The organism is Saccharopolyspora sp. NPDC050642, from assembly GCF_040654735.1.
Classification (GTDB): Bacteria; Actinomycetota; Actinomycetes; order Mycobacteriales; family Pseudonocardiaceae; genus Saccharopolyspora; species Saccharopolyspora elongata.
The window spans coordinates 70383-96695 of the sequence record NZ_JBFAIN010000003.1 but is presented as its reverse complement, the minus strand read 5'-3'; the positions used below and the strand labels follow the sequence as shown (position 1 = coordinate 96695).

Below are 26313 nucleotides of genomic sequence, written 5' to 3'. Positions count from 1 at the left end.
GTCAGTCAATGAGCGCGGCTCAGTGAGCGTCGTTCAGTCGGGTGCTATGCTGGCGCCCGCCGCACAGCAGGAAGGTCGCCGAGATGTCCGCACGAACGCCGGCACGTCGCCGCCGGGTGACGATGAGCCCGGAGGACCGGCGCGAAGCGATCCTGCAGGCCGGGACCGAGGTCTTCTCGACCACGGGTTTCGCGCGGGCGACGATGGCGGAGGTCGCCCGGGCGGGCGGGATCGCCCAGGGCACCATCTACCTCTACTTCGAGTCGAAGGAACACCTGCTCGCCGCCGTCTGGGAGCGCTACGTCGAAGGCATCCTGGAGATCACCGACCGGGTGCTCGCCGGCGACGGGTCGAGGTGGTCCACATTGGACGAGCTGTGGGCGGCGCTGCTGGACCACGCGGTGCGCAACGCCGAACTGCACCGCACGGTCTACGGTTCGGCCAACGCCAAGGCCCTGGAGCTGTGCAAGGACATCAACCGCCGGGTGATCGACCGCATCGGCGACTTCGTCGCCGACGGCGTGCCCGACGGCACCTTCGCGCCGGACGCGCCCACGGCGTTCCGGATCGTCTACCACGGCGTGGACGGCCTCCTCGACGAGCTGATCGCCACCGGGGCCGAGATCGACGTCGCGGACCTGACGAAGCGGACCCAGGACCTGACCCGCCGAACCCTGAGCCCCCGGCCCTGAGGGGTTCACGATCCGCTGTGCAGGTCCCGTGCCAGGAGCGCGACGTGCAGTGACACCAGGGATTCCGGCGCGCTCAGCGACACGCCCAGCAGCTGCTCGATGCGCGCCAGCTGGGCGTAGTAGGCGGTCCGGGAGAGGTGCGCCGCCGCCGCTGCCGCGGACTTGTTCCCGCCGTGGCGGCACAGCGATCGCAATGCGTCCAGCAGCCGTTCGTTGGACATGATCGGCCCGAGCTCCCGTTCCGCGAACGCGATCAGCCGCTCGTCGCCGCGCAGCAGGTGCAAAAGCCCGCGCAGCCGCACGTCGTCCAGGCGGTGGAACTCGCGGCCGCCGTCGTCGATGTGCAGCGCCGCCTCCGCGACCTGCGCGGCCTCGGTCAGCGTCCGGCGCGCCCCGGTGATCGAGCCGACGACGCTGCCGACCGCCACCACCACCTGCAGCGAATGCGTGCCCGCGGACCGGCGGACCTCCGCGGCCAAGCGGGTCAGCACGGCGTCGGCTTCGGGCGTTCGCAGCGACACCAGGGCTTGGACGGTGACGTCGTCGACGACGCCCACCAGCACCGGCAGCTTCGCCTTGCGCGCGGCGAGCGCCGTCGCCTCGGCGAGATCCCGCAGCACCTGCTGGGTTTCCAGCGCCGGCGCGACCGTCGTCGTGGTGTGCGGGCGGACCGCGATGCCCACCAGCGGACCGTCGAGCGGCACGCCGACGCCCGCGGACCGGGCCGCCAGATCGGCGGTATCGGCGTTGCCCGCGAGCAGTTCGGTGATCAGCGTGCGGTGCGTCTGGCGCTCCAGGCTCTCCCGGTCGCGGGTCGCCAGCCGGTTCACCGCCAGCGCCGACGCCGCCCGCTCGGCGACCACGACGTGCCGGTGCGGCGGCTCCGGCCCGAGCATCACCAGCCGCCCCCAGTCGTCGCCGCGAGCCCCGACCACGGTGGTCAGCCACCGCTGGTCCGGGTCGTAGGAGGTGCGGCCGGACTGCACCACCGAGCGGGACCGCTCCGCCCACTCCGCCAGCAGCGCCACCGGGTCCTGGCCGGCCGAGTCGTAGGCGAGCACCTGGTGGGCGAGCGTCTCCAGCACCACCGGGCGGCCGGCGATCCGCGCCGCTTCCCGCAGCACCGACGCGGGTTCGGCGCCCGATGTGGTCAGCGCGGTGAACGTCTCGTGGATGGCGTGCGTCGCGCGCAGCTCGGCCAGCTGGGCGTCGCGGATCCGGGCGATCACCGCCTCGGTGACGGCCACGAACTTCGTCTCCTCCGACAGCGTCACCAGCGGCAGGTCGTGCCGGTGCGCCGCGTCCACCAGCGCCGTCGGCACCCGGTCGCGCCACCGGCGCACCAGCTCCACGACCAGTCCGCACGCCCCGACCGCGGCGAGCTCGTCGACGTAGCGCACCAGCTGCGCGGGCTCCTCGGGGAGCGCGATGCCGGTGGTCAGCACCAGCTCGCCGCCGCTGAGCAGCGGGGCGATGTCGGCGATCTCCGCGACGTGCACCCAGCGCACCCGCCCGTCCAGGCCGGAGGCGCCGGCCACCACCCGCGGCTTGCCGCGCCGAAGGACCGGCAGCTCCAGCACCTCGGACACGGTCGGCAGCGCCAGCACGTCCGGCGAGGTCGGTTTCATCGCGGCATCCATGGTGCACAAACCGTAATGCCCACGGCGCCAAATGAGTACAGGTTGTCCGTGGAAGCGGCTGCCGCGGCCGACAAGACTGGCCGCAGCGGCACGCACGACCGCCGCGGAGCAACCGGCCGCCCCTGAAGGGAAGAGGACGCTGATGACGGAATCCTTGTTGGCCAGGCACCGCGCCGCCATGCCCGGCTGGCTGGCGCTCTACTACGACGAGCCCATCGAGATCGTCGCAGGCGAGGGACGGCACGTCACCGACGCCGACGGCAACACCTACCTGGACTTCTTCGCCGGGATCCTGACCAACGCCATCGGCTACGACGTCGCCGAGATCAGCGACGCGATCCGCCGCCAGGTCGACACCGGCATCCTGCACACCTCGACGCTCTACCTGATCCGGCAGCAGGTGGAGCTGGCCGAGCGGATCGGCGAGCTGTCCGGGATGACCAACCCCAAGGTGTTCTTCACCGGCTCCGGCACCGAGGCGAACGAGACCGCGCTCATGCTGGCCACCCAGTACCGGCGCAGCAACCAGGTCCTCGCGCTGCGCAACTCCTACCACGGGCGCGCCTTCGGGACCCTCGGCGTGACCGGCAACCGCGGCTGGTCGGCCAGCTCGCTGTCGCCGGTGAAGGTCAGCTACGTGCACGGCGGATACCGCTACCGCAGCCCGTTCCGGGACCTCTCCGACGCCGGCTACATCGCCGCCTGCGTCGACGACCTGCGCGAGGTCATCGAGACCACCACCGCCGGTGACGTGGCCTGCATGATCGCCGAGCCGATCCAGGGCGTCGGCGGCTTCGCCACCCCGCCGGACGGGCTGTTCGGCGCCTTCGCCGAGGTCCTGGAGGAGTACGGGATCCTGCTGATCTCCGACGAGGTGCAGACCGGCTGGGGCCGCACCGGCGAGCACTTCTGGGGCATCCAGGCGCACGGCGTGGTGCCTGTGGCGATGACCTTCGCCAAGGGCCTGGGCAACGGGCTGGCCATCGGCGGGGTGGTCGCCGACGCGGAGCTGATGGACTGCCTGACCGCGAACTCGATCTCCACCTTCGGCGGCAACCCGATCTCCACCGCCGGCGCCGGGGCCGCCCTGGCCTACCTGCTCGACCACGACCTGCAGGGCAACGCCGCGAAGCTCGGCACCCGGCTGCTCGACGGCCTCCGGGCGCACGCCCAGCGGTGCCCGCTGATCGGCGACGTGCGGGGCAAGGGCCTGATGATCGGCGTCGAGCTCGTCGAACCCGGCACCCGCACGCCCGCCGCCGCGTCGGCCACGCGGGTGATGGAGCTGGCGAAGCGGCATGGGCTGTTGGTAGGCAAGGGCGGGCTGCACGGGAACGTCCTGCGCCTGGCGCCGCCGATGACGCTGACCGAGGAGGAAGCGGCGCAGGCGCTGCAGATCCTCACCGAAACAATCTCGCTGGCCGAGCAGGAGCTCCACGCATGACAGAACTGATCAGGCACTGGATCGCGGGCAAGCCCGCCGACGCGGCCCCGCAGCGCAGCGGGGAGGTCTTCGACCCCGCCACCGGGCAGGTGACCAAGCGGGTCGCGTTCGCCGCGGAGTCCGATGTGGACGCCGCGGTCACGGCGGCCGCAGAAGCGCTCAAGAGCTGGCGGCGCGCGTCGCTGGCGAAGCGGTCCAACGTTCTGTTCGCCTTCCGCGAGCTGCTCAACCAGCGCAAGGGCGAGCTGGCCGAGATCATCACCGCCGAGCACGGCAAGGTCGTGTCCGATGCCGCCGGCGAGGTGCAGCGCGGCCTGGAGAACGTCGAGTACGCCTGCGGCATCCCCAACCTGCTCAAAGGCGGCTTCTCGGAGAACGCCTCGACGAGCGTGGACGTGCACTCGGTGCGGCAGCCGGTGGGCGTCGTCGGGGTGATCTCGCCGTTCAACTTCCCGGCCATGGTGCCGCTGTGGTTCGTGCCGGGCGCCATCGCTTGCGGCAATGCCGTGGTGCTCAAGCCCAGCGAGAAGGACCCGTCTGCGGCGAACTTCATCGCGGGGCTGTGGCAGGAGGCCGGGCTGCCCGACGGCGTGTTCAACGTGGTGCACGGCGACAAGGTCGCGGTCGACGCGCTGCTGGCGCACCCGGTGGTGAAGGCGGTGTCGTTCGTCGGCTCCACGCCGGTGGCGCGCTACGTCTACGAGACCGGCACCGGCAACGGCAAGCGGGTGCAGGCCCTCGGCGGGGCGAAGAACCACATGGTGGTGCTGCCCGACGCCGACCTCGACCTCGCTGCGGACGCCGCGGTGTCGGCCGGGTTCGGCTCGGCGGGGGAGCGGTGCATGGCGATCTCCGCGGTCGTCGCCGTCGACCCGGTCGGCGACGAGCTCGTCGCCAAGATCGCGGAACGGATGGCCAAGCTCAGCGTCGGCGACGGGCGCCGCGGCTGCGACATGGGCCCGCTGGTCACCGCCGCCCACCGGGACCGCGTGACGTCCTATGTGGACGCCGGCGTCGAAGCGGGCGCGGACCTGGTGGTGGACGGGCGCGGCGTGCGGGTCGACGGCGGGGACGACGGGTTCTGGCTGGGGCCGACGCTGTTCGACCGCGTGGGCACCGACATGTCGATCTACACCGACGAGATCTTCGGCCCCGTCCTGTCGGTGCTCCGGGTGCCCGGCTACGACTCGGCGATCGAGGTGCTCAACAACAACCCGTACGGCAACGGCACGGCGGTGTTCACCGAGAACGGCGGCGCCGCGCGGCAGTTCTGCGAGGAGGTCGAGGTCGGCATGATCGGCGTGAACGTGCCGATCCCGGTGCCGGTGTCGTACTACTCGTTCGGCGGCTGGAAGGACTCGCTGTTCGGCGACGCGCACGCCTACGGCCCGGACGGCATCCAGTTCTACACCCGCACGAAGGTGGTCACCACGCGGTGGCCGGACCCGTCCCACGGCGGCGTCAACCTCGGGTTCCCGCAGAACAGCTGAGGTCGGGCCGCGCGCCCACCCCGGAGGTGCCGTGAGTGGCGGTGATCGCCACTCACGACACCTGCGCGACAACGGTGCAACAGCTGAATAAAGGAGTGGCATGTCGGAGCTGATCTACCTCAGTGCGACCGAAGCGCGAGCGCTGTTCGCCAAGCGCGCGTTGTCACCGGTGGAGCTGCTGCAGGCGCTGATCGAGCGCGCCGAGCAGGTCGAGCCCGAGGTGAACGCGTTCACCGAGCGGCTCTTCGACGAGGCCCTGGCGGCCGCCGCGCAGGCCGAGGCCCGGTACCTGGGCAAGGGGCCCGCGCCCCGGCCGCTGGAGGGAATCCCGGTCGCCGCCAAGGAGAAGCACGCCATCGCGGGCCGTTCGCTGACCGAGGGATCCTTGATCAACAAGGGCAACGTGGCCGCCGAGAACGCCCCGGTCATCGACCGCGTCCTGGATGCGGGCGGCATCATCCACGCCCGCACCACCACGCCGGAGTTCAGCATCTCCACGTTCACCCACACGCCGATGTGGGGCGTCACCCGCAACCCGTGGAACCCGGAATACACGCCCGGCGGCTCCTCCGGCGGGTCCGCCGCCGCGCTCGCCGCCGGCACGGCGCTGCTGGCCACGGCCTCCGACATCGGCGGCTCCACCCGGATTCCCGCCGCCTTCACCGGAACCGTCGGGTTCAAGGCCCCCTACGGCCGGATTCCCGGCACTCCGCCGCTGTCGATGGACTTCTACCGCGGCGACGGCACGCTGGCCCGCACCGTCGACGACACGATCCTGTTCGCCAACACGCTGATCGGCCCGGACCCGCGCGACCACACGTCGTTGCGGCCCCGCATCGCGCTGCCCACCGAGTACGAACCGGCCGCCGGGATGCGGGTGGCGCTGTGCGTGCGCCTCGGTGACTACGACGTCAAGCCGGACGTCGAGCGCAACACCCGCGCGGTCGCCGACGCACTGGCGCAGGCCGGTGTGGTCGTGGAGGAGATCGAACTGCCCTGGACCCGCGCGGAGATCGGCCGGGCCACCGGAATGCACTTCGGCACCATCTTCGGAGCGCTGGTCCAGGACGTCGTCGGCGACCGGCACGACCTCGTCGCGCCCTACACCGCGGCGTTCCTGGGCTGGGCGGCGAAGGCCGTGGACCGGGGCGGCTTCCTCGACGGGTTGCGGATCGAGACCCGCATGCAGCGCGAGCTCGCCGAGGCGATGTCCGGTTTCGACGCCCTGCTGTGCCCGACCGCGGCGATTCCGGCGCTGCCGGCCGGTGACGACCTGATCGGCGAGTTCGAAGTGGACGGTCACCGCTTCGCCCGGTTCTCCGACGCGACCCTGACGACCCCGTTCAACATCAACAACCGGTGCCCCGTGCTCGCGGTGCCCAGCGGTCACGGCGACAACGGCGTGCCCACCGGTGTGCAGATCGTCGGCCACACCTACGACGACGCCACGGTGTTCCGGCTGGGCAAGGAACTGGAGCGGGTCCGGCCGTGGGCGTACACGGAAAGCCACCGCCCGGCGCTCTAGCGCGACGCCGACCGCTCGGAGGAGGCGCTGCCGGCCTTGCCGGGCGGATCGGTCGGAACGAGTCGAGCCCCGTCCGGGACGATCGGCAACCGGTGATTTCCGGCGAGATCGCGGTACCCGGGGCGGGGGGCTCGGGGCATCTCCTACGCTCGCGGGCATGCCCGCACTCAGTCCTCGGTCCGTCCTGGAAGGCCGCAGCACCAACCGCGCGCCGATACCGCTGATCATCGGCCTGGTCGTGTCCGGTTTCTGCCTGCTGCTGGCGCTGGCCTTCTACCTGCTGCAGGGCGGGCCGGTGAACGTGGTGATCGGCACCGCGCTGGCGCTGCCGACCGCCGTCGTGCTGATCGGCCTGATCCTGCTCATCGACCGGCTGGAGCCGGAGCCGCAGCTCAACCTGTGGCTGGCGTTCGGCTGGGGCGCCGGGGTGGCCATCATCGGCGCGCTGGTCGTGAACACCGGCAGCGAGATCCTGATGGCTCCGGTGCTGGGCGTGGAGGCCGCCTCGGTGGTCACGGTGTCGATCGTCGCGCCGGTGGTGGAGGAGAGCTTCAAGGGTGCGCTGCTGCTGTACCTGCTGTGGGTGCGGCGGCACGAGATCGACGGGCCGACCGACGGGATCGTCTACGCCGGGATGTGCGGGCTGGGCTTCGCGCTGGTCGAGAACGTCCTCTACTACATGCAGGGCTTGGGCGCCGAGACCGGCGAGATCTGGGTGACGGTGCTGATCCGCGGCGTGATCGCGCCGCTGGGGCACCCGATGTACACCGCGATGACCGGGCTCGGCGTCGCCTACGCCGCGACGCACCGGGGCGTGGGCCGGTTCTTCGCCGTGGTCGGCGGTTGGTGCGGGGCGGTCTTCCTGCACGCGCTGTGGAACGGCAGCCTGACGTTCGCCGGCTTCCTGGGCATGGTGGTGGCGTACCTGGTGCAGTTCCTGGTGCTGATCGCGTTGGTCGTGATCGTGGTGCTGGACCGCAAGCGGCTGGTTCACCTGATCGGCAAGTACCTGCCCGCCTACATCCCGAGCGGCCTGGTGCAGCCGCGCGACGTGCAGATGCTCGGCAGCCTCGCCGGTCGCCGGCAGGCGCGGCACTGGGCGCGCGCGCAGGCGGGCGCGACCGGGGCGCGGGCGATGGGCGACTACCAGCTGGCGGCCACCGAACTCGCACTCTTGCACGCGCACGCCGAGAAGGAGACGATCCCGCCGGAGAAGTTCTTCGCCAGGCGGGAGGCGATCTTGGGGTTGATGCGTGCTGCGCGGGACGCCTTCTTCCGGCGGCTGCCGCAGGCGCCACCGCCGCCGTGGGCCCGCCAGGAGCGGTCGGGCTTCTTCGCCCCGCCCGCGCAGCTCGCGGCGGGCCAGCTGCCTGCCTACCAGCCGCGCCCACCGGCCGCCCGCGGCCCGCAGCCGCCCGGCGGGTTCCCGCCCGGCGGGCACCGGCCGCCGGGGCGTCCGCCGCAGCCGCCGGGGCCGAACGGCCCGCGGCCCGGCGGTCCCTGGGGCCCGAGGTGAGCGTCAGATCGTGCGGATTCGCGGCCACAGCGCGGGCCACGGCTGCAACGGGTCCTGGTAGAGCGTGATCGTGTTGCCCTCCGCCACGTTCACCAGGCCCGTCTCGACCTCGCCGAGTTCCCGCGATCGTCCGAAGTGGACCGAAAGCGGGTTCCTGCTCCCGACGTAGAGCACGGAGTCAGCGGTTTCCGGTGGTGCGCCGAAGAACCAGTAGCCGCGATGCGGGCTGTAGACGCGGGGCAGGCCCGCTTTCCGGCCGAGGACGTCGAGCGCCCCCGCCAGGTAGTAGTTCTCGGCGACGATCGCCGTGCGGCGCTGCTGCTCGGCCGGGAGCGCTCGGTAGGCGCGGGCCACCGCTTCGGTGAGTTCGGGCCAGCCGGTCTCGTAGAGGCGGACGTAGCTCGGCAGCTCGGGATGGCGGGCCAGGAAGCCCAGCGGGTAGACCGGCAGCAGCGACAGCGGCAGGACCGCCGAGAGCAGGTAGGCGGGCCACAGCAGCTTTCCGGTGCGGCGTTGCAAGCCGGTGGCCGCCGCGGCGAACAGCAGCCCGAACAGGCCCGCGACGTAGTTCGGCCGGCCGCCGGCGGCCAGGAAGAACAGGAACACCGAGATCGCGGCCCAGCCGAGGAACCGGAACGACCGCAGCTCCGGAGCCCGCAGGAGCCGGAGGGCGCCGTAGCAGCAGCACGCGGCGCCCACCAGCAGGCCCGCGTAGAACAGCGCGGTCGGCACCATGAGCAGCCGGTCGTTCTCGTTGTTCACCGCGGTGCCCATCGCCAGGGCGGGCCAGCCGTGGCGGGCCTGCCACCACAGCGTCGGGACCGCCGTGACCAGCGGGATCGCCGCGGCGAGCCACAGCGCCGGCCGGGCGAAGAGGGATCTCGGGCCGCTGATCGCGATGCTCACCAGCAGCGCCGCGATCAGCACGAGCACCTGGAACTTCGTCTGCACCGCCAGGGCGGTGATCAGGCCGATGCCGAGCAGCAGCCGGTCGCGGTCGACGCCGCCGTGCCGGAGCCTCGCCCAGCGAGTCAGCAACCAGAGGATGGTCGTCCACTGGAGCAGCTCCATTGTGGACGCCGTGAGCCAGTGGCCGTTGAGCAGGATCCACGGCGAGAGCGGATACGCCGCCGCGGCGAGGACCTGGGCCCGCCGGCTCCCGCCCAGCTCCCGCGCCATGAGCGCCGTGACGATCGCGCCGAGCGCCGTGGCGACGGCCGGGAGGAGCCGGAAGGCGAACAGGGAACCGGGGAACGCCCGGTCCAGGAACGCGGCGAGGAGCGGGACCAGCGGCTGCTGGTCCATGTACCCCCAGTCGGGGTAGTACCTCCCGGCGGCCAGGAAGTAGAGCTCGTCGGTGACGTAGTCGTAGCGGGTCGTCAGGGCGAGCAGGAGCGCGAGGGTCGCCGCGGCGACGACCGGCACCGCGGCGCGGGCGAACGGCGGGAGGGCGCGGGGGATGCGGTCGGTGGTCTCCGCGGCGGCGGTGCCGGAACTCGCGCTCATCTGCCCCCCCTGACATCGCGCGTTTCGCGACGCAGTTTAGTTGCGGTACCGGGCCGCGGTGCCGATCTCGGGTTCCCGCGCGCGGCGAGGGCACGCCTGTTCGAACCGGCAGGCGACGGCGTGCCGGGATTGCCGGATTGGGCTACAAACGGGCACATGGCGGAAAACCCGAACGACGACCTGTCCGCCTGCAGCCGGGCCAGGTCGAGTCCAAGGACAACGGGGAGCGGTTCGGCCGCTCGGCAGGCGGGTGCCTGGTGCAGCTGCGCCGCCGGGTCTCCGAGCCGGGGTTCGTCGTCACCGTGGACGCCGAGCCGCGGCCGGACGTGCCGACCGAGCTGATCACCCACGAGTGGGCGGCGGCCAACGTCGCGTTCGACCGGTACATGCACGAGTACTGACGCAACCGTCCACAAGGGAAATCTGGGTTCGAGCGCAAGTCTTCCTGTCGCCCGCGGGCGCGATGACTCGCGCTGGAGGTCTTGCGGCCAAACCGGAGTTGGATTCAATATACGTTCCACTCCCGCCGAGCCGGGCCGCACCCGCCAGCCGGGATCTTCGCCGATGCAGCCATCTGGAGTGCGCATGCCCTCACTGCCCGCCGCCCGCCGACTGCGGCAGCTCGTCGTCGGCGCGCTGGTGGTGTCGCTGACCGCCGTCGGCTGCACGAACCCCGACGAGAACGTCACGGGCACCGCGGACGGGCCCAAGTACGAGACGTTCGACGGTCTCGCCGCCGATCCGGCCGTCGCCGCGTTGCTGCCGGCGCGGATCCGCGAGGCCGGGACGCTCAACGTGGTCATGAACGTCTCCAGCGCGCCGACCAAGTTCTACGCCGAGGACAACACGACGATCGTCGGGCTGAACCCCGACCTGGCGCGGGCGATGGGACGCCTGTTCGGGATCCCCGTGACGCTGCACAACGTGCCGCTGGACGGGATCATCCCGGGACTGCAGGCGAAGCGCTACGACTTCACGATCTCCAGCATGTCGCCCACGGCCAAGCGCCTGGAGACGCTCGACATGGTCCGCTACGGCTCTTGGGGCAGTGGACTGGCGGTCAAGACCCGCAATCCGCTGGGCCTGTCCACCGAGCGGCTGTGCGGCTTCAAGGTCGCCGTGCAGCAGGGCTCGATCCAGGAGTCCCAGCGGCTGCCCGAGCTCAGCGAGCGGACCTGCAAGGGTACCGACCCGATCGAGCCGGTCATCCTGCCCAGCCAGAACGATGCGCTGCTGCAGTTGGACAGCGGCCGGGTCGACGCGGTGTTCGCCGACACGCCGGTGCTGGCCTACGCCCAGACGCAGGCGCCGGACTCGTTCGAGCTGATCGGCGAGCTGAACGTCAGCGCGATCACCATCGGGCTGCCCAAGGACTCCGACCTCACCCCGGCGGTGCAGGCCGCGCTGCGCACGCTGATGGAGAACGACGGCTACCGGCGCATCTTCCACCGCTGGGGGATGGACGCCAACGCGATCGTCGACCCCGTCGTGGAAACCCCGGCTTCCTGACCAGCGAGGAGAACCCCGCTCATGACCACAGTGGACGCAGCGGTCGGCGAGGCCGGCCGGCTGGTGATCGTCAAGCGCCCGAGGCCGTGGCGAATCGTCGGGACAGCGGTCCTGGTGCTGCTGGGCGCGGCGCTGCTGACCAGCCTGGTGACCAACGAGCAGTACAAGTGGGACGTCGTCGCGGAGTACCTCACGGCGCGGTCCATCGCCGGAGGTGCGCTGCTGACCGTGGAGCTGACCGCGATCACCATGGTCGCCGGGCTGCTGCTGGGCATCGTGCTGGCCGTGATGCGGCAGTCGCAGAGCAAGCTGATCAGTGGCGCCGCGGCCGGTTACATCTGGTTCTTCCGCGGCACCCCGCTGCTGATCCAGCTCATCTTCTGGTTCAACCTCTCGGCCCTGTACCCGGTGCTGGAGCTGAAGATCCCGTTCGGCCCGGTGCTGATCTCCGGCAACGCCAACGTGTTCATCACCCCGTTCGTCGCCGCGGTGCTCGGGCTGGCGCTCAACGAGGCCGCCTACATGGCCGAGATCGTGCGCGGCGGCCTGCTCGGCGTGGACCGCGGGCAGACCGAGGCCGCGCAGGCGCTGGGCATGGGCAAGCTGCACATCCTGCGCCGGATCGTGCTGCCGCAGGCGATGCGGATCATCATCCCGCCGACGGCGAACCAGACGGTGGCCACGCTGAAGAACACCTCGCTGGTCAGCGTGCTCGGCGCGATGGACCTGATGCACAGCGCGCAGGTCATCTACTCCCGCACATACCAGACGATGCCGCTGCTCATCGTCGCCGCGCTGTGGTACCTCGCGATGACATCGGTGCTCACCGTGGCGCAGCACTACGTCGAACGGCACTACGGGAAGGGGACCGTCGCGTGAGCACCCCGCTGGTGAAGCTCAGGGACGTGCGCAAGTCGTTCGGTTCGGTGGAGGTGCTGCGCGGCATCGACCTGGAGGTCGACTCCGGCGAGGTGTGCTGCATCATCGGCCCCAGCGGTTGCGGCAAGTCGACGCTGCTGCGCTGCATCAACCACCTGGAGCGGGTGGACGGTGGCGAGGTGCAGGTCGACGGCGCCCGGATCGGCTACCGGCGGTCGGGCAACCGGCTGATCGAGCTGCCGGAGCGCGATATCGCCCGGCAGCGCGCCGACATCGGCATGGTCTTCCAGCGCTTCAACCTCTTCCCGCACATGACGGTGCTGGAGAACCTGCTGGAGGCGCCGTGCCGGGTCAAGCGGGAACCGCGCGAGGAAGTGCGCGAGCGCGCCCGCGAGCTGCTGGGACGGGTCGGGTTGGCGGCCCGGGAGGACGCCTACCCGGGCCAGCTCTCCGGCGGGCAGCAGCAGCGGGTGGCGATCGCCCGGGCGTTGGCCATGCGCCCCAAGGTGATGCTGTTCGACGAGCCGACCTCGGCGCTGGACCCCGAGCTGGTCGGCGAGGTGCTGGCGACCATGCGCGACCTGGCCGCCGACGGGATGACGATGCTGCTGGTCACCCACGAGATCGGCTTCGCCCGCGAGGTCGGCAGCACGCTGGTCTTCATGGACGAGGGCACCATCGTCGAACACGGCGACCCGCGCGAGATCATCGCCGCCCCGAGCCACGAACGCACCAGGTCGTTCCTGTCGAAGGTGCTTTGACCCTGCGATCTCCATTGAAATCGGACCTCTGATCTCCATCGGAATCGCGGGGTTCGACCATCCGGTGCAAATTCACGGACAGGGGCTGAGAGAATGACCGCAAGCAACCTGGACGCCCAGGTCGGCATCATCGGGACCGGCACGATCGGCAGCATGCTCGCCTGGCAGCTGGCGCGCCGCGGAGTCGACGTGCTGGCCTTCGAGCAGTTCTCGCCCGGCCACGACCGCGGCGCGGTGGGCGGCGAGACCCGTCTGTTCCGGCTCGCCTACGCCGAAGGCGCGCAGTACGTGCCACTGCTGCGCGATTCGCTGCGGCTGTGGCGGGAACTCGAAGCGGAGTCGGGGGACGGCATCCTCACGCAGTGCGGCGGTCTGGCGATCGGCGACCCCGCGGAGGACTACATCTCCGGGCTGGTCGAGAGCGCTCGCGAGACCGGGGTCGCGGTCGAGGTGCTGTCGAGGGACGAAGCCGCCCAACGGTATCCGCAGCACCGGCTGCGCGACGGCGAGGTCGCGGTGCTCGACGAGCAGGCCGGTTTCCTTCGCTGCGAGCAGGCGGTGCTGAGCGCCACCCGGGTAGCGGAAGGGGCAGGGGCGGAGGTGCTGCGCTACACGGAGGTCACCAACATCGCCGAGGACGGCGACAGCGTTCTGGTGCACACCACGGGTGGCACGCATCGGGTCGGTGAAGTCGTGGTGTGCGCGGGCTCGTGGGCATCGCGGTTCCTGCCCGGGGCGCTGGCCGCGGCGGTGGAGCCCCGGCGGGTCTTGCTCTCCTGGTTCGGGACCGAGGCCATCGACGACTACCGGCCGGAGCGCTTCCCGATCTTCATCCACCACGACGGCGACGTGCACGTCTACGGAACGCCCACAGTGGACGGTGTCATGGTGAAGGTCGCCGGGGCGGTCACCTCGCACCCGGTGCCGGAACCGGCGGCGGTCGACCGGCGGCACAGCCTCCCCGAGATCCGCACCATCGCGGGCGCGGTCCGGCAGATGCTGCCGGGCCTGCACCCGGAGCCGGTGCGGACGGACGCGTTCACCGACCTGTTCACCACCGACGGCAAGCCGCTGGTCGGCCGCATCGGCGATGGACGGGTCGTGCTGGCCACCGGGCACTCCGGGCGCGGCTTCAAGTACGCGCCCGGCATCGCCGCGATGGTGACCGACGCGGTGACCGGCAAGGCCGGCCTACCGGAATTCCTTGCGCCGGAACGGTTCTGAGGCCGTGCCCCGCATGCAACGGGCAGCCGACAGCGGTCGCCTCCTCCTGGCTCCGGGCGCATCGGCCGGGCGCCGGTTCGTGCTCCGCGACGTTCGGAGCCCGGGCCGCGCGGACCTGGCGGTCACCTCCGAGGTACCGCGGGTGCCGGTCGGGCGGGGACACCGCAGACGACCCGCGTGCTCCGGGCATTCCGCCTGACCTGTGGCAGCGGGACGGAGCGGGCGGCGGTTTCGCCGGGGACCGGGGCGGGTAGTGCGAGGGCAGCCCAGCACCGCAGTCGAAAGGATCAGCCATGACCACTGCGCGCGACATCATGCATGCGGGGGCTCAATGCATCGGTGAGGACGACAGCCTGTACAAGGCCGCGCAGATGATGCGCGACCTGAATGTCGGGTCGCTGCCGATCTGCGGCCGGGACGACCGGCTGCACGGCATCATCACCGACCGCGACATCGTCCTGCGCTGCTGCGCCGAAGGCCGCGACCCCGCCGGGATGAAGGCCGGCGAGCTGGCCCAGGGCAAGCCGTACTGGGTCGACGCCGCCTCCGACGTCGGCAAGGTGCTCTCGATGATGGAGGAGCACCAGATCCGGCGGTTGCCGGTGATCGCCGACCACCGGCTGGTCGGCATGATCAGCGAGGCCGACCTCGCCCGGCACCTGACCGACGAGCAGCTGGCGCACTTCGTGGAGAGCGTCTACGCGATGAAGTGAGCTCCCTCGCCCGGCGCCCGGTCGCGGCCGGGCGCCGGCTCCGGCGCGTTCCGGCCAGCGCCCCGCAGACGAGCTATTTATCCTGGTCAGTGCCCTCCCTAGGAGTTCGGCGCGAAGGGGGCGGGGATACCAGATGACCACACGCGTCTTCGTGGTCGACGACCACGATGTGATCCGGCGGGGAATCGCCGCGCTGGTGGCAGCGGAGGACGACCTGGAGCTGGTCGGCGAGGCCGCGACGGTCGCCGAGGCGCTGGCCTGGGTACCGAGGGCGCAGCCGCAGGTCGCCGTCCTGGACGTGCGGCTGCCCGACGGCAACGGCGTCGAGCTGTGCCGCGAACTGCAGTCGCAGCTGCCCGAGCTGCGCTGCCTGATGCTGACCTCCTTCGACGACCACGACGCCCTGATGGACGCGATCATGGCCGGCGCCGCCGGGTTCGTGCTCAAAGGCGTGGTCAGCGAGGAGCTGGTCACCGCCATCCGCACCGCCGGGGCCGGGGAGTCGCTGCTGAGCCCCAAGAAGACCGAGGCGATGCTGGCCTGGCTGCGCCGCGAGCAGGAGCAGACCGACCCGCTGCGCGAGCTGACCGCCCGCGAGCGGCAGGTGCTGGAACTGATCGGCGAGGGGCTCACCAACCGGGAGATCGCCAGCCGCATGTTCCTCGCCGAGAAGACCATCAAGAACTACGTGTCCCAGATGCTGGCGAAGCTGGCCATGCGGCACCGCAGCGAGGCCGCGGTCCTGGCCACCGAGCTGCGGCTGGACCGCGATTCGCGCGGCAAGCGCTGAGCGGGGCGGAGGCCGTCATGTCGTCACAGCCGTCGAACGTCCCGTCCGCGGAGCTCGCCCTCGCCGGGCAGGAGAGCGATGAAGTGCTGCTGACGCGCCTGCTGATCGGGCTGCGCGAGCTGCGGGACGGCAACTTCCGCCGCCGCCTGGTGTTCTCCGGTGGCGGCCTGGCGACCGAGATCGCCACGGTGTTCAACGAGCTCGCCGAGCGCAACCAGTTCCTGGCCGGCGAGCTGCAGCGGGTCGGCGTCGCCGCGGAGCGGGGCGACTGGCCGATCCCGCAGATCGACTTCGACGGCTCCTCGCACGGCGGCTGGACGGTCGCCGCGAACTCGGTGAACGGGATGATCAGCACCCTGCTGGCGCCGATGGCCGAGCTGAACCGGGTGCTGGGGGCGCTGACCCGCGGCGACCTGTCGCAGCGGATGCCGCGCCGCGCCGCGGACGCCGCCCTGCCCGGCGAGCTCGCCGGCCTCAGCGGGGCCGTCAACGACATGCTGGACCAGCTGTCGCTGTTCGCCCAGGAGATCACCAGGGTCGCGCGGGAGATCGGCACCGAGGGCAAGCTCGGCGGCCAGGCGCAGGTGCCGGGCCTGGTGGGGACCTGGCGGGACCTGGCCGACACGGTCAACGCGATGGCCGCCGACCTCACCGGCCAGCTGCGCGACATCTCGCACGTCGCGAAGGCGGTCGCCGCCGGCGACCTGACCCGCAAGATCACCGTCGAGGTCTCCGGCGAGACGCGCGAGCTCAAGGAGACCATCAACACGATGGTCGACCAGCTGTCGGCGTTCGGCGAGGAGGTCACCCGGGTGGCCCGGGAGGTGGCCAGCGAGGGCAGGCTGGGCGGTCAGGCCGAGGTGCCCGGCGCGGCCGGCACCTGGCGCGGGCTGGTCGACTCGGTGAACTTCATGGCCAACAACCTCACCGTGCAGGTCCGCAACATCGCGCAGGTCGCCACCGCGGTCGCCCGGGGCGACCTGACGCAGAAGATCGACGTGGACGCCCGCGGCGAGATCCTGCAGCTGAAGAACACCCTCAACACGATGGTCGACCAGCTGTCGGCGTTCGCCGACGAGGTCACCCGGGTGGCTCGCGAGGTCGGCACCGAGGGCAAGCTCGGCGGCCAGGCGCGGGTGCACGGCGTGGCGGGCACCTGGAAGGACCTCACCGACAACGTCAACATCATGGCCGACAACCTGACCATCCAGGTGCGCAACATCGCGCAGGTGACCACCGCGGTGGCGCGCGGCGACCTGTCGAAGAAGATCATGGTGGAGGCCAAGGGCGAGGTCGCCGCGCTGGCCGAGACGATCAACGGGATGGTCGAGACGCTGCGCGCGTTCGCCGAGCAGGTCACGCTCGTCGCCCGCGAGGTCGGCACCGAGGGCATCCTCGGCGGCCAGGCGAGGGTGCCCAACGTGGCGGGCACCTGGAAGGACCTCACCGACAACGTCAACATCATGGCCCGCAACCTGACCAACCAGGTGCGCAACATCGCCCAGGTGACCACCGCGGTGGCCGGCGGCGACCTGTCGAAGAAGATCGACGTCGACGCCCGCGGCGAGATCCTGGAGCTCAAGACCACCATCAACACGATGGTCGACCAGCTGTCGGCGTTCGCCGCCGAGGTCACCCGGGTGGCCCGCGAGGTCGGCACCGAGGGCAAGCTCGGCGGCCAGGCCGAGGTCGCCGATGTCTCCGGCACCTGGCGGCGGCTGACCGAGAGCGTCAACCGGCTGGCCCTCAACCTCACCACCCAGGTGCGCGCCATCGCGCAGGTGGCCACCGCGGTCACCGAGGGCGATCTGACCCGGCAGATCACCGTGGACGCCTCCGGCGAGGTCGCGGAGCTCAAGGACAACATCAACGCGATGATCAGCAACCTCAAGGAGACCACCAAGGACAACCAGGAGCAGGACTGGCTGAAGACGAACCTGGCCCGGATCTCGGCGCTGATGCAGGGCCAGCACGACCTGGACGCGCTCGCCCAGCTGATCATGACCGAGCTGGCGCCGCTGGTGTCGGCCCAGTACGGCGCGTTCTTCCTGCGGCGAGCGGGGGAGGACGGCCGCAGCATCCTGGAGCGCACCGCCGCCTACGGCCGCCCCAGCGACCGCAACGGCCGCCCGCCGCTGCGTTTCGAGCTGGGCGAGTCGCTGGTCGGGCAGGTCGCGGCCGACCGCAAGTCGATCCTGGTCAGCGACGCGCCGCCGGGCTACATCCGGATCAGCTCCGGGCTCGGCGGCAGCGCGCCCACCAACGTGGCGATCGTGCCGGTGCTGTTCGAGGGCGAGGTGCTGGCGGTGATCGAGCTGGGATCGGTCAACGCGTTCACCCCGGTGCACCTGGACCTGCTGGAACGGTTGAAGGAGACCATCGGCGTCGACGTCAACACGATCGTGGTGAACTCGCGCACCGAGGCGCTGCTGGCCGAGTCCCAGCACCTGGCCAAGGAGCTGCAGGCGCGGTCCGAGCAGTTGCAGCAGCAGCAGACCGAGCTGCAGCGCTCCAACACCGAACTGGAGGAGAAGGCGGCGCTGCTGGCCAGTCGCAACCGGGACATCGAGCTGAAGAACATCGAGATCGAGCAGGCCCGGCAGGAGCTGGAGGAGCGGGCCCGGCAGCTGTCGCAGGCCTCCGCCTACAAGTCGGAGTTCCTGGCCAACATGTCGCACGAGCTGCGCACCCCGCTGAACAGCGTGCTGATCCTGGCCAAGCTGCTGGCCGACAACATGGAGGGCAACCTCACCTCGCAGCAGGTGGACCTGGCCAAGACCGTGCACCAGGCGGGCACCGATCTGCTGCAGCTGATCAACGACGTGCTGGACCTGTCCAAAGTGGAAGCCGGTCAGATGCACCTGCTGCCGGAGGACGTCGAGCTGGCCGATCTGGCCGCGCACGTGGAGTCGCTGTACCGGCCGCTGGCGGCGGACAAGGGCCTGGACTTCCGGGTTTCCGTGGCTCCGTCGGTGCAGCAGACCCTGCGCACCGACCGCAACCGGCTGGAGCAGATCGTGCGGAACCTGCTGTCCAACGCGGTCAAGTTCACCGACCGGGGAGGTGTCGAGCTGCGGATCCGCCCGGCGCAGCCCTCCGAGGTGCACACCCAGGCACTGCGCCACGCCCGGCAGCGGCTGGCGTTCTCGGTGCGCGACACCGGGATCGGCATCCCGGCGGACAAGCTGAACCTGATCTTCGAGGCGTTCCAGCAGGTGGACGGCACGACGGTGCGCAAGTACGGCGGCACCGGCCTGGGCCTGTCCATCAGCCGCGAGCTGACCACGCTGCTCGGCGGCGAACTCCAGGTGCAGAGCGAGCCCGGCGAGGGCAGCACCTTCACGCTGTACCTGCCGGTCGAGCCGCCGCTGGGCAGGCCCGCGGAGCTCGTCGAACGGGTGGAGCCGGAACGCCTGCCGCGCCCCCACGTGCCGAGCGCGGCGGAGAGCAGCCTGGACGTGTCGGCCGAGGGCATCGACCCGCCGATGCGGTCCACCGAGCTGATCCGGCAGGAGGGCCACCAGCACATGCTGCACACCGACGAGCCGGAGGAACACGCGTCACTGCAGTTCAACGGGGAGAAGGTGCTGGTCGTCGACGACGACTACCGGAGCGTGCAGGCGATGACGCTGCTGCTGGAGCAGCACGGCCTGCAGGTGGTGCACGCGGACAACGCGCTGGCCGGGCTGAACGCCCTGCAGCAGCACGGCGACATCGTGATCGTGCTGATGGACGTGATGATGCCGGAGATGGACGGCAACGCCACCATCCGGATCATCCGGGAGATGCCGCGCCACCGGGACCTGGCGATCGTCGCGATCACGGCGAAGGCGATGAAGGGCGACCGGGAGGCGAGCATCGCGGCGGGCGCCAACGAGTGCCTGAGCAAGCCGGTCGACGTCGGCAGGCTCCTGGAGCTGCTGGCCGAGCACCTACCGGCCGGCCGCGCCCCCGAAACCGAGGGCTGAGGGTCAGTCGACCTGCTCCGGTTCTTCGATCGTCGGCATTTCGGCGAGCTGCTCGCGGAGCCGCTGGGCCCAGGCGAGGTCGCGCGCGAACGTCGCGTCGAAGTGATCGATGCCGTGTGGATCAGCCATGGCGGTGTCCCAACTCTGATAGCTCGCAGGCTGTTGCCGACCACCATAACCGCAGGTGGAAGACCGGCCGACGGCCCGGGGCCGTCCTACCGGGCAACGGCCGGGGCGGCTGTTGCCGGTGTGCCGCCAGGGGCGTTCCAGGGCCCCTGGCGGCCGACGAACGTCACACTTCCGGGTCTTTCGGCACTGTCCCGACCGCCACCGGTTCCTTCTTCTCCGGCGCCGCTGCGATCAGCGGGTCCTGACGCAGCTCCCGCCACAGCGAGACCGCCAGCGCGAGCATCACCAGCACGAACGGCGCGGCCGTGACGATCACCGTGTTCTGCAGCGCGTCGAGCCCGCCGGCGACCAGCAGCACGATCGCGGTCACGCCGGTGAGCCCGCCCCACAACGCCAGCACCGACGTCCGCGGCCGGGCGTGCCCGTCGGAGGACAGCATGCTCAGCACGAAGGTGTTGGCGTCCGCGCCGGAGACGAAGAACAGCAGCACCAGCGCCATCGCGATCAGCGACGTGATCGTCGGCCACGGCAGCGTCTCCAGCATCGCGAAGATCGCGTTGTTGGAGTCCGCCGCGGCGGCCTGCGCCACCTGCCCGCCGCGGAAGGCGTCCTCGAAGATCGCCGTACCGCCGAAGGCGGTGAACCAGAGGAAGAACACCGCGCTGGGCACGCCGAGCACGGCGATCACGAACTCGCGGATGGTGCGGCCCTTCGAGATGCGGGCCAGGAACACGCCGACGAACGCGCCCCAGGAGATCCACCAGGCGAGCATGAAGTAGGTCCAGCTCTGCATCCACTCCAGCTCGCCGAAGATCCCGGTGCGCAGGCTCATCGGGATGAAGTCGCCTGCGTACTGGCCGAGCGACTCCACCAGCAGGTTGAGCACGAAACCGGTCGGCCCGAGCAGCAGCACGAAGCCGAACAGCAGCACCGCCAGGCCCATGCTGGTCTCGCTGAGGAACCGGATTCCCTTGTGCAGCCCGGTGATCGCGGAGATGGTGAACAGCAGCGTGACGACCGCGATGATCAGGATCTGCGTGCCGGTGCCGCCCGGGATGCCGAATAGCCTGGACAGCCCGCCGTTGATCTGCAGCGCACCGAGCCCCAGCGACGTGGTCGTGCCGAACAGCGTCGCGAAGATCGCCAGCACGTCGATGGCCTTGCCGAGCGGGCCCTCGACGCGGTCGCCGAGCAGCGGCCGCAGCATCGGGCTGACCAGGCCCTTGCGGCCCTTGCGGTGGGTGGAGTAGCCCAGCGCGATGCCGAACACCGCGAAGATCGCCCAGGCGTGCAGGCCCCAGTCGAAGAACGAGTACTGCATCGCGACCACTGCCGCGTGCTTGGTGCCCGGCTGCGCCAGCCCGTGCGGCGGCGTCACGAAGTGGCTGATCGGCTCGGACACCCCGTAGGAGACCAGGCCGATGCCCATCACCGCGGCGAGGATCATGGCCAGCCAGCTCAGCGTGCTGAACTCCGGCCGGTCGGTGTCGGCGCCCAGCCGGATGCGGCCGTAGCGCGTGGTGGCCAGCACCACCAGGAAGCCCAGCATCGCCAGGCTGGCGACCAGGTAGACCCAGCCGAACGAGCCGGTGATCCAGTTCAGCGCGGCGCCGGTGACCGCGTCGAGGCTGTCGGTGAACAGGGTGGCCCAGCAGACGAACAGGGCGCAGAGCGCCACCGATGTGTAGAAGACCGCGCCCAGCCGGTTGGCCGGGGGCGTGCTGGCTCGTGCCATGAGGTCGACTCCAGTGGAAAGGTTCGGACCCGGCCCGGGCGCGCGCATCCGGCGCAGCGACCCGAGCGGGAAGAGTGAGGGGAAGCACCCCGGACGCGCGGAGCGCGTGCGACGGCGGGCGCAGAGGTGGAGGCTTTGCGGAGGCTCTTCCTGTCGGAGATCGCGGCCGGAGGTCCCGTCGGACCTCGATGCTGGCGGCCCGGGCAACTGCCGCGCGGAAAAAGCCCGCCGCCGAAACGAGAACTATACCGCACCCGGGTGCGACCACAGTGGAGGCGACCGGCCGTGTGGCGGAGCACACGGCCGGTCGTCAGCGTCCCGCCACGCGCAGCCGCAGCAGATATTCCTTGCGATCCAATGGATTTCGGTCCGTCCTGGGGCGGGTCGGGATCTCGCCGCGGACCGGTTCGTAGCGGTCGAAAGCGGAATCGAGCACACCTTCGCCGCGCGTCAGTCCCGGCAGCTGCTGCTGCAGCTCGTACACCCGCGCCGCTGGGATCTCGCCCTCCAGCAAGCACGACGAACCGCGCATCGTCGTCGTCCCGGGCGCGGCGCGTAGTCGCGCGAGCACGGGCAGCACCGTGCCGAGCGCGTCGGCCGGGAGCTCCAGGTGGAACTGGTGCAGCGGCTCGGACACCTCCGTGCCGCCGTCCTGCAGCGCGCTCATCAGCACCAGCGGGGTCAGGTTGCGGAAGTCACCCGCGGTGCTGGACATCGACTTGTCGAAGGTGCCGTGGGAGTGGCTCTGCCGGGCCAGGTAGTGCGAGTACGTCATGGCGACCAGGCAGTCGGTCACCTGCCACCCGTGGATGCCCTGGAGCAGCGTCTCGCGCGCGGATTCCTCCACGGCCTTGATGAACGCCGACGGCAGCGACCCGAGCTCGATCTCCAGCCGGAAGTCCACGCCCGGGTGCGGCTGCACCCGCAGCCCGATCCCCGCGAGGAACGGGTTGCCGCCCTTGCCGATCATCTCGACCGCCGTGCCGGCGCCGGTGGGGCGCTCGATGCAGATCGTGGTCGTTTCCCGGAATCCGACGTCGATGCCGTACTCGTCGGCCAGCGTCGACTGGATGACCTCCTTCTGGACCTCGCCGTAGAGCGAGACGGAGATCTCCTGCCGCACGTCGTCCTGCCGCAGGTCGATCAGCGGGTCCTGCTCGGCGAGCTGGGTGAGCGCGAGGTGCAGCGCCCCGAGGTCGGCCCTGCGGCGTGGGAAGATCACCGTTTCCAGCGTCGGCGGCGCGAACCGGTGGTTCGTCCCGGCTCGGGGTTCGCCGACCGCGTCGCCGATCCGGACATCGGCGAGCCCCCGGAGCACGCCGATCTCACCGGCCGCGACCGATGCCCGGCGGGCCGCGCCGCCCCGGTCGAAGACGTTGATGGCGGTCACCTTCGCCGCGTCGCCGCCGCGGAACCGCAGCCGGTCGCGCGTGTTCAGCGTCCCGGAGAACATCCGCACGTAAGCGAGCTTCTCCCCGGCGGGGCCGCGCTCGACCTTGAACACAGTGCCGGAAAGCGGCCCGTCTGCGGCGCCATCGGCCGTCGGGAGTAACTCCCGGACCCCGGCGATCAGCGGGCCCACGCCCGCGCCGGTGGCCGCGGAGCCGAAGTACACCGGATGCACCAGCGCCCGCTTGGTCTGCGCGGCGAGTTCCCGGCGGATCCGCGGGTAGGGCAGGGCCGTTCCGGCGTCGAGCCACTCGGCCAGGAAGTCGTCGTCGTGATCCGCGAGCACTTCGGTCGACCTGGCGGTGAATTCGGCGTCCGCGCCGTCAAACGGCGCGAACTCGGCGCCGGGAGTGCCGGGATCGCGCAAGCGTCCCATGGGGACGGTCGCCGGCGTGAGCTTCGCGGAAATGCCTTGCAGCACTTGGTCGTACGTCGCGCCGCGGCGGTCGATCTTGTTCGCGAAGATGAGCGTCGGAATGCCGAGCCGACGCAGGGTTCGCAGCAGGATGCGGGTTTGGGCCTGCACGCCCTCGACGGCGGAGACCACGAGCACGGCCCCGTCGAGCACGCCCAGCACGCGTTCCACCTCGGCGATGAAGTCCGGGTGACCGGGTGTGTCGATCAGGTTGACCGCGATGTCGTCGACGACGAACGAGACGACCGCGGACTTGATCGTGATGCCGCGCTGCCGCTCCAGCGCGAGCGAGTCGGTCTGCGTGCTGCCGTCGTCGACGCTGCCGATCTCGTCGATGACGCCGGCGGAATGCAGCAGCCGTTCGGTCAGGCTCGTCTTACCCGCGTCGATGTGCGCCAGGATCCCCAGGTTCAAAGTGTGCACTGAGCTTCATGTCCTCTGCGTGGATGGCCATTACCGGGTGGGTGGCCACGGCAGCTCGGCGCATGTGGGTCTCTCCTTCGTCTCGGTTCGCCGGGATTGCAGCAGAGGGCAGGACCGCGCGGCAATCGATTTTCGATGTCCTGCGCGTTGCGCTCATCATTCCTGCGCACTATTGCGTGATTCGCGCAGCGATCACTATCGTGTAGCTCGCGGCGCCGGCCGCGCGACGGGCGGCCGGATGTGTTCCGGCGAACGGAAGAGCAGGTGATCATGGGATCGCGAGTCTTGGTCGTGGCCGATGACCTCAGCGGTGCCGGTGATTCCGGCGTTCCCTTCGCGTTGCGTGAAATGCGCACACTGCTGGCCCTCGATGACACCGGTGACGCCGAGGTGTTCGTCGCCGACACCGACAGCCGACACCTCGAACCGGTGCAGGCGGCCGAGCGCGTCGCGGCGGCGCTGCGCGGGCACGCAGCCGGGCGGGTGGTGTTCAAGAAGATCGACTCGACGCTGCGCGGGAACCTCGCCGCCGAGATCGGCGCGCTCGTCGAGCACGCCGACGGCGCCGGGGTGCTGCTGTGCCCGGCGTCCCCGGCGACCGGGCGCACGGTGCTGGGCGGTGTCGTCCACATCGGCGGAATCGCGTTGCACCACACCAATTCCTGGGCCGCGGAGGTCACCGATCCGCCCGTGGACATCGCCTCGGCGCTCAAGCCGCTGGCGGTGCGGCACGTGGCACTCGCGTCGATCCGCGGCAACGCGGCGGCGCTGCGGGCGAAGCTCGCCGAACTGCTCGCCGAGGCCGACGTCGTGATCTGCGATGCCGTGGCCGAGAACGACCTGCGGGCCGTGGTGACGGCCGGGACGGCCGGCGGTCGCCTGCCGTACTGGGTGGGCTCGGCGGGGCTGGCGGATGCGCTGGCCGAGCAGCTGCGGCCGGGCCGCGAGGTCGAGCCCCCGCCGCCGGTCGGCGGCCGCGTGCTGGCGGTGGTCGGCAGCGCCAACGACGTCTCCCGCGAACAGGCGGACTTCCTGGCCGAGCGGGTCCCGCACACCCGCCGATTACCGGTCCGGAACCTGCTCGACGCGAACGCCGCCGCACTGGCGCGGATGGCCGAGCAGCTGCGCGACGAGCTGGCCACCGGCGACGTCGTCGTCACCGTGGACGGCCCGGTCGACGCCGGCTCGGCCCGCCGCGTCAACACCGCCCTGGCCGAAGTCTGCGCACCGGCGTCGGAACACGCCGAGCTGCTCGTGCTCACCGGCGGCGAGACCGCTCGCGCGGTGCTCAGCAGGCGCGGCGTCACAGGCCTGCGGCTGCTCAACGAACTGGAACCGGGCGTGGTGCTCGCGCGCACCGAGCCGCAGCCCGGCTACGTCATCACCAAGGCCGGCGGCTTCGGCACGCCGGAGACGCTGCACCGGGCCATCACGGCGGTGCGTTCCGGAAGGGGACTCGGATGAACCTGCCCACCATTGCCGTCACGATGGGCGATGCGGCCGGCGTCGGACCCGAAGTGGTCGTGCGCGCGCTCGTGGAGCCCGAGGTGCGCGGGCTGGCCCGCTGCGTGGTGGTCGGCGACGCCGCGCGTCTGGCGAGGGCCGCCGAGATCTGCGGCATCGACGTGCGGTTCAAGACCGTCGGCTCGCCGGCGGAGGCGACCGGCGAGACGGGCGTGATCGACGTGCTGGACCTCGGGATCATCCCGGCGGACCTGCCGTTCGGCGAACTGTCCGAAGTGGCCGGTGAGGGCGCCTTCCGGTACGTGGCCAAGGCCGCCGAGCTGGCGATGGCCGGGGAGGTGCAGGCGATCTGCACGGCGCCGCTGAACAAGGCGGCGCTGCACGCCGCGGGGCATCGCTATCCCGGGCACACCGAGCTGCTCGCCGAGCTGTGCGGCGTTCCGGAGGTGTCGATGATGCTGTCCACCGGCAAGGTGCGGGTCATCCACGTGACCACCCACATCGGGCTGGTCGACGCCATCGAGCGCATCGATCCGGGCCTGGTGGAGCGCACCGTCCGCCGCGGGCACCGCACGATGGTCGATTCCGGCATCGCGGAGCCGAAGATCGCGGTGTGCGGGATCAACCCGCACGCCGGGGAGAACGGGCTGTTCGGTCGCGGCGAGGAGGAGGAGAAGATCGTCCCGGCGCTGGAGTCCTGCCGCGCGGACGGCATCGACGCGCAGGGGCCGCTGCCCGCCGACACGGTGTTCTTCCGCGCCGGCCGGGGGGATTTCGACCTGGTGGTGGCCATGTACCACGACCAGGGGCACGGGCCGGTGAAGATCCTCGGGCTGGAGGCCGGGGTGAACATCACGGTAGGCCTGCCGGTCATCCGCACCTCGGTGGACCACGGCACCGCCTTCGACATCGCGGGCACCGGCCGAGCCGAGGCGGGCAGCCTGGTCGAGGCCCTGCGCCAGGGCGCGGCACTCGCCCGCCGCCCCTGACCTTGGTCTGTTTTGCAAGCGGCGGTAGCCGCTTGCAGCGTGGGACCCAGCT

The 26313-nt window shown here is 71.0% G+C and carries 20 protein-coding genes; 15 read left to right on the top strand and 5 right to left on the bottom strand.

From position 1 onward, the window contains the following. Nucleotides 1–83: 83 nt before the first annotated feature. Nucleotides 84–692, top strand: a complete 609-nt coding sequence (locus AB0H93_RS07170; RefSeq protein WP_358568770.1) for a TetR/AcrR family transcriptional regulator — start codon at nt 84–86, stop codon at nt 690–692. Between the two features lie 5 nt (nt 693–697). On the opposite strand, the gene AB0H93_RS07165 is transcribed toward AB0H93_RS07170, so the two are convergent. After that, nucleotides 698–2320 (bottom strand): PucR family transcriptional regulator, encoded by a 1623-nt coding sequence (locus AB0H93_RS07165; protein WP_358568768.1) that lies wholly within the window; start codon nt 2318–2320, stop codon nt 698–700. Nucleotides 2321–2474: 154 nt separating this feature from the next. On the opposite strand from AB0H93_RS07165, the gene AB0H93_RS07160 reads away from it, so the two are divergent. The 4 genes from AB0H93_RS07160 to AB0H93_RS07145 all read left to right on the top strand — a co-directional run bounded on the left by AB0H93_RS07160 (nt 2475) and on the right by AB0H93_RS07145 (nt 8307). After that, nucleotides 2475–3776, top strand: a complete 1302-nt coding sequence (locus tag AB0H93_RS07160; protein ID WP_358568765.1) for an aminotransferase class III-fold pyridoxal phosphate-dependent enzyme — start codon at nt 2475–2477, stop codon at nt 3774–3776. Beyond that, nucleotides 3773–5266, top strand: coding sequence for a CoA-acylating methylmalonate-semialdehyde dehydrogenase (locus tag AB0H93_RS07155; RefSeq protein WP_358568762.1), 1494 nt, complete (start codon nt 3773–3775; stop codon nt 5264–5266). The genes AB0H93_RS07160 and AB0H93_RS07155 overlap by 4 nt, the downstream gene beginning before the upstream one ends. A 100-nt stretch (nt 5267–5366) precedes the next feature. Next, complete coding sequence (locus AB0H93_RS07150; RefSeq protein WP_358568759.1) at nt 5367–6791, top strand: amidase; 1425 nt, start codon at nt 5367–5369, stop codon at nt 6789–6791. Between the two features lie 157 nt (nt 6792–6948). After that, nucleotides 6949–8307 carry a PrsW family intramembrane metalloprotease gene (locus tag AB0H93_RS07145; RefSeq protein WP_358568756.1) on the top strand — a complete coding sequence of 453 codons (1359 nt, stop codon included), beginning with the start codon at nt 6949–6951 and terminating at the stop codon, nt 8305–8307. A gap of 3 nt (nt 8308–8310) precedes the next feature. Here AB0H93_RS07145 and AB0H93_RS07140 read toward each other — a convergent pair whose 3' ends face one another. Beyond that, entirely contained in the window at nt 8311–9813 is a 1503-nt protein-coding gene (locus AB0H93_RS07140) for a glycosyltransferase family 39 protein (RefSeq protein WP_358568753.1), read from the bottom strand. 137 nt (nt 9814–9950) lie between these two features. Here AB0H93_RS07140 and AB0H93_RS07135 point away from each other — a divergent pair, with 137 nt between their 5' ends. The 8 genes from AB0H93_RS07135 to AB0H93_RS07100 all read left to right on the top strand — a co-directional run bounded on the left by AB0H93_RS07135 (nt 9951) and on the right by AB0H93_RS07100 (nt 19657). After that, complete coding sequence (locus AB0H93_RS07135) at nt 9951–10214, top strand: hypothetical protein (RefSeq protein ID WP_358568750.1); 264 nt, start codon at nt 9951–9953, stop codon at nt 10212–10214. 184 nt (nt 10215–10398) lie between these two features. After that, nucleotides 10399–11322 carry an ABC transporter substrate-binding protein gene (locus AB0H93_RS07130; protein WP_358568747.1) on the top strand — a complete coding sequence of 308 codons (924 nt, stop codon included), beginning with the start codon at nt 10399–10401 and terminating at the stop codon, nt 11320–11322. A gap of 21 nt (nt 11323–11343) precedes the next feature. Then, nucleotides 11344–12201: an amino acid ABC transporter permease gene (locus AB0H93_RS07125; RefSeq protein ID WP_358568744.1), complete on the top strand. Its 858-nt coding sequence runs from the start codon at nt 11344–11346 to the stop codon at nt 12199–12201. Then, on the top strand, nt 12198–12962 hold the full coding sequence (locus AB0H93_RS07120) for an amino acid ABC transporter ATP-binding protein (RefSeq protein ID WP_358568741.1): 765 nt from the start codon (nt 12198–12200) through the stop codon (nt 12960–12962). Before AB0H93_RS07125 ends, AB0H93_RS07120 begins: the two co-directional genes overlap by 4 nt. Before the next feature lie 93 nt (nt 12963–13055). After that, entirely contained in the window at nt 13056–14186 is a 1131-nt protein-coding gene (solA, locus tag AB0H93_RS07115) for an N-methyl-L-tryptophan oxidase (protein ID WP_358568737.1), read from the top strand. A gap of 293 nt (nt 14187–14479) precedes the next feature. Next, nucleotides 14480–14899, top strand: a complete 420-nt coding sequence (locus AB0H93_RS07110; protein ID WP_358568734.1) for a CBS domain-containing protein — start codon at nt 14480–14482, stop codon at nt 14897–14899. 133 nt (nt 14900–15032) lie between these two features. Beyond that, a complete protein-coding gene (locus AB0H93_RS07105) occupies nt 15033–15689 on the top strand; it encodes a response regulator transcription factor (RefSeq protein ID WP_358568731.1) in 657 nt (218 codons plus the stop codon). 17 nt (nt 15690–15706) lie between these two features. After that, a complete protein-coding gene (locus AB0H93_RS07100; protein WP_358568728.1) occupies nt 15707–19657 on the top strand; it encodes a HAMP domain-containing protein in 3951 nt (1316 codons plus the stop codon). Between the two features lie 3 nt (nt 19658–19660). On the opposite strand, the gene AB0H93_RS07095 is transcribed toward AB0H93_RS07100, so the two are convergent. The 3 genes from AB0H93_RS07095 to AB0H93_RS07085 all read right to left on the bottom strand — a co-directional run bounded on the left by AB0H93_RS07095 (nt 19661) and on the right by AB0H93_RS07085 (nt 23808). After that, the gene (locus AB0H93_RS07095) at nt 19661–19786 is read right to left on the bottom strand and encodes a hypothetical protein (RefSeq protein WP_358568725.1); all 126 of its coding nucleotides are present in this window, start codon (nt 19784–19786) and stop codon (nt 19661–19663) included. A 163-nt stretch (nt 19787–19949) separates the two neighbouring features. Next, nucleotides 19950–21521 (bottom strand): BCCT family transporter, encoded by a 1572-nt coding sequence (locus AB0H93_RS07090; RefSeq protein ID WP_358568722.1) that lies wholly within the window; start codon nt 21519–21521, stop codon nt 19950–19952. A gap of 310 nt (nt 21522–21831) precedes the next feature. Then, on the bottom strand, nt 21832–23808 hold the full coding sequence (locus tag AB0H93_RS07085; protein ID WP_358568720.1) for a translation factor GTPase family protein: 1977 nt from the start codon (nt 23806–23808) through the stop codon (nt 21832–21834). 270 nt (nt 23809–24078) lie between these two features. On the opposite strand from AB0H93_RS07085, the gene AB0H93_RS07080 reads away from it, so the two are divergent. Next, nucleotides 24079–25272 (top strand): four-carbon acid sugar kinase family protein, encoded by a 1194-nt coding sequence (locus AB0H93_RS07080; RefSeq protein ID WP_358568717.1) that lies wholly within the window; start codon nt 24079–24081, stop codon nt 25270–25272. Continuing rightward, complete coding sequence (gene pdxA, locus AB0H93_RS07075; RefSeq protein ID WP_358568714.1) at nt 25269–26261, top strand: 4-hydroxythreonine-4-phosphate dehydrogenase PdxA; 993 nt, start codon at nt 25269–25271, stop codon at nt 26259–26261. Before AB0H93_RS07080 ends, pdxA begins: the two co-directional genes overlap by 4 nt. Nucleotides 26262–26313: the final 52 nt, after the last annotated feature.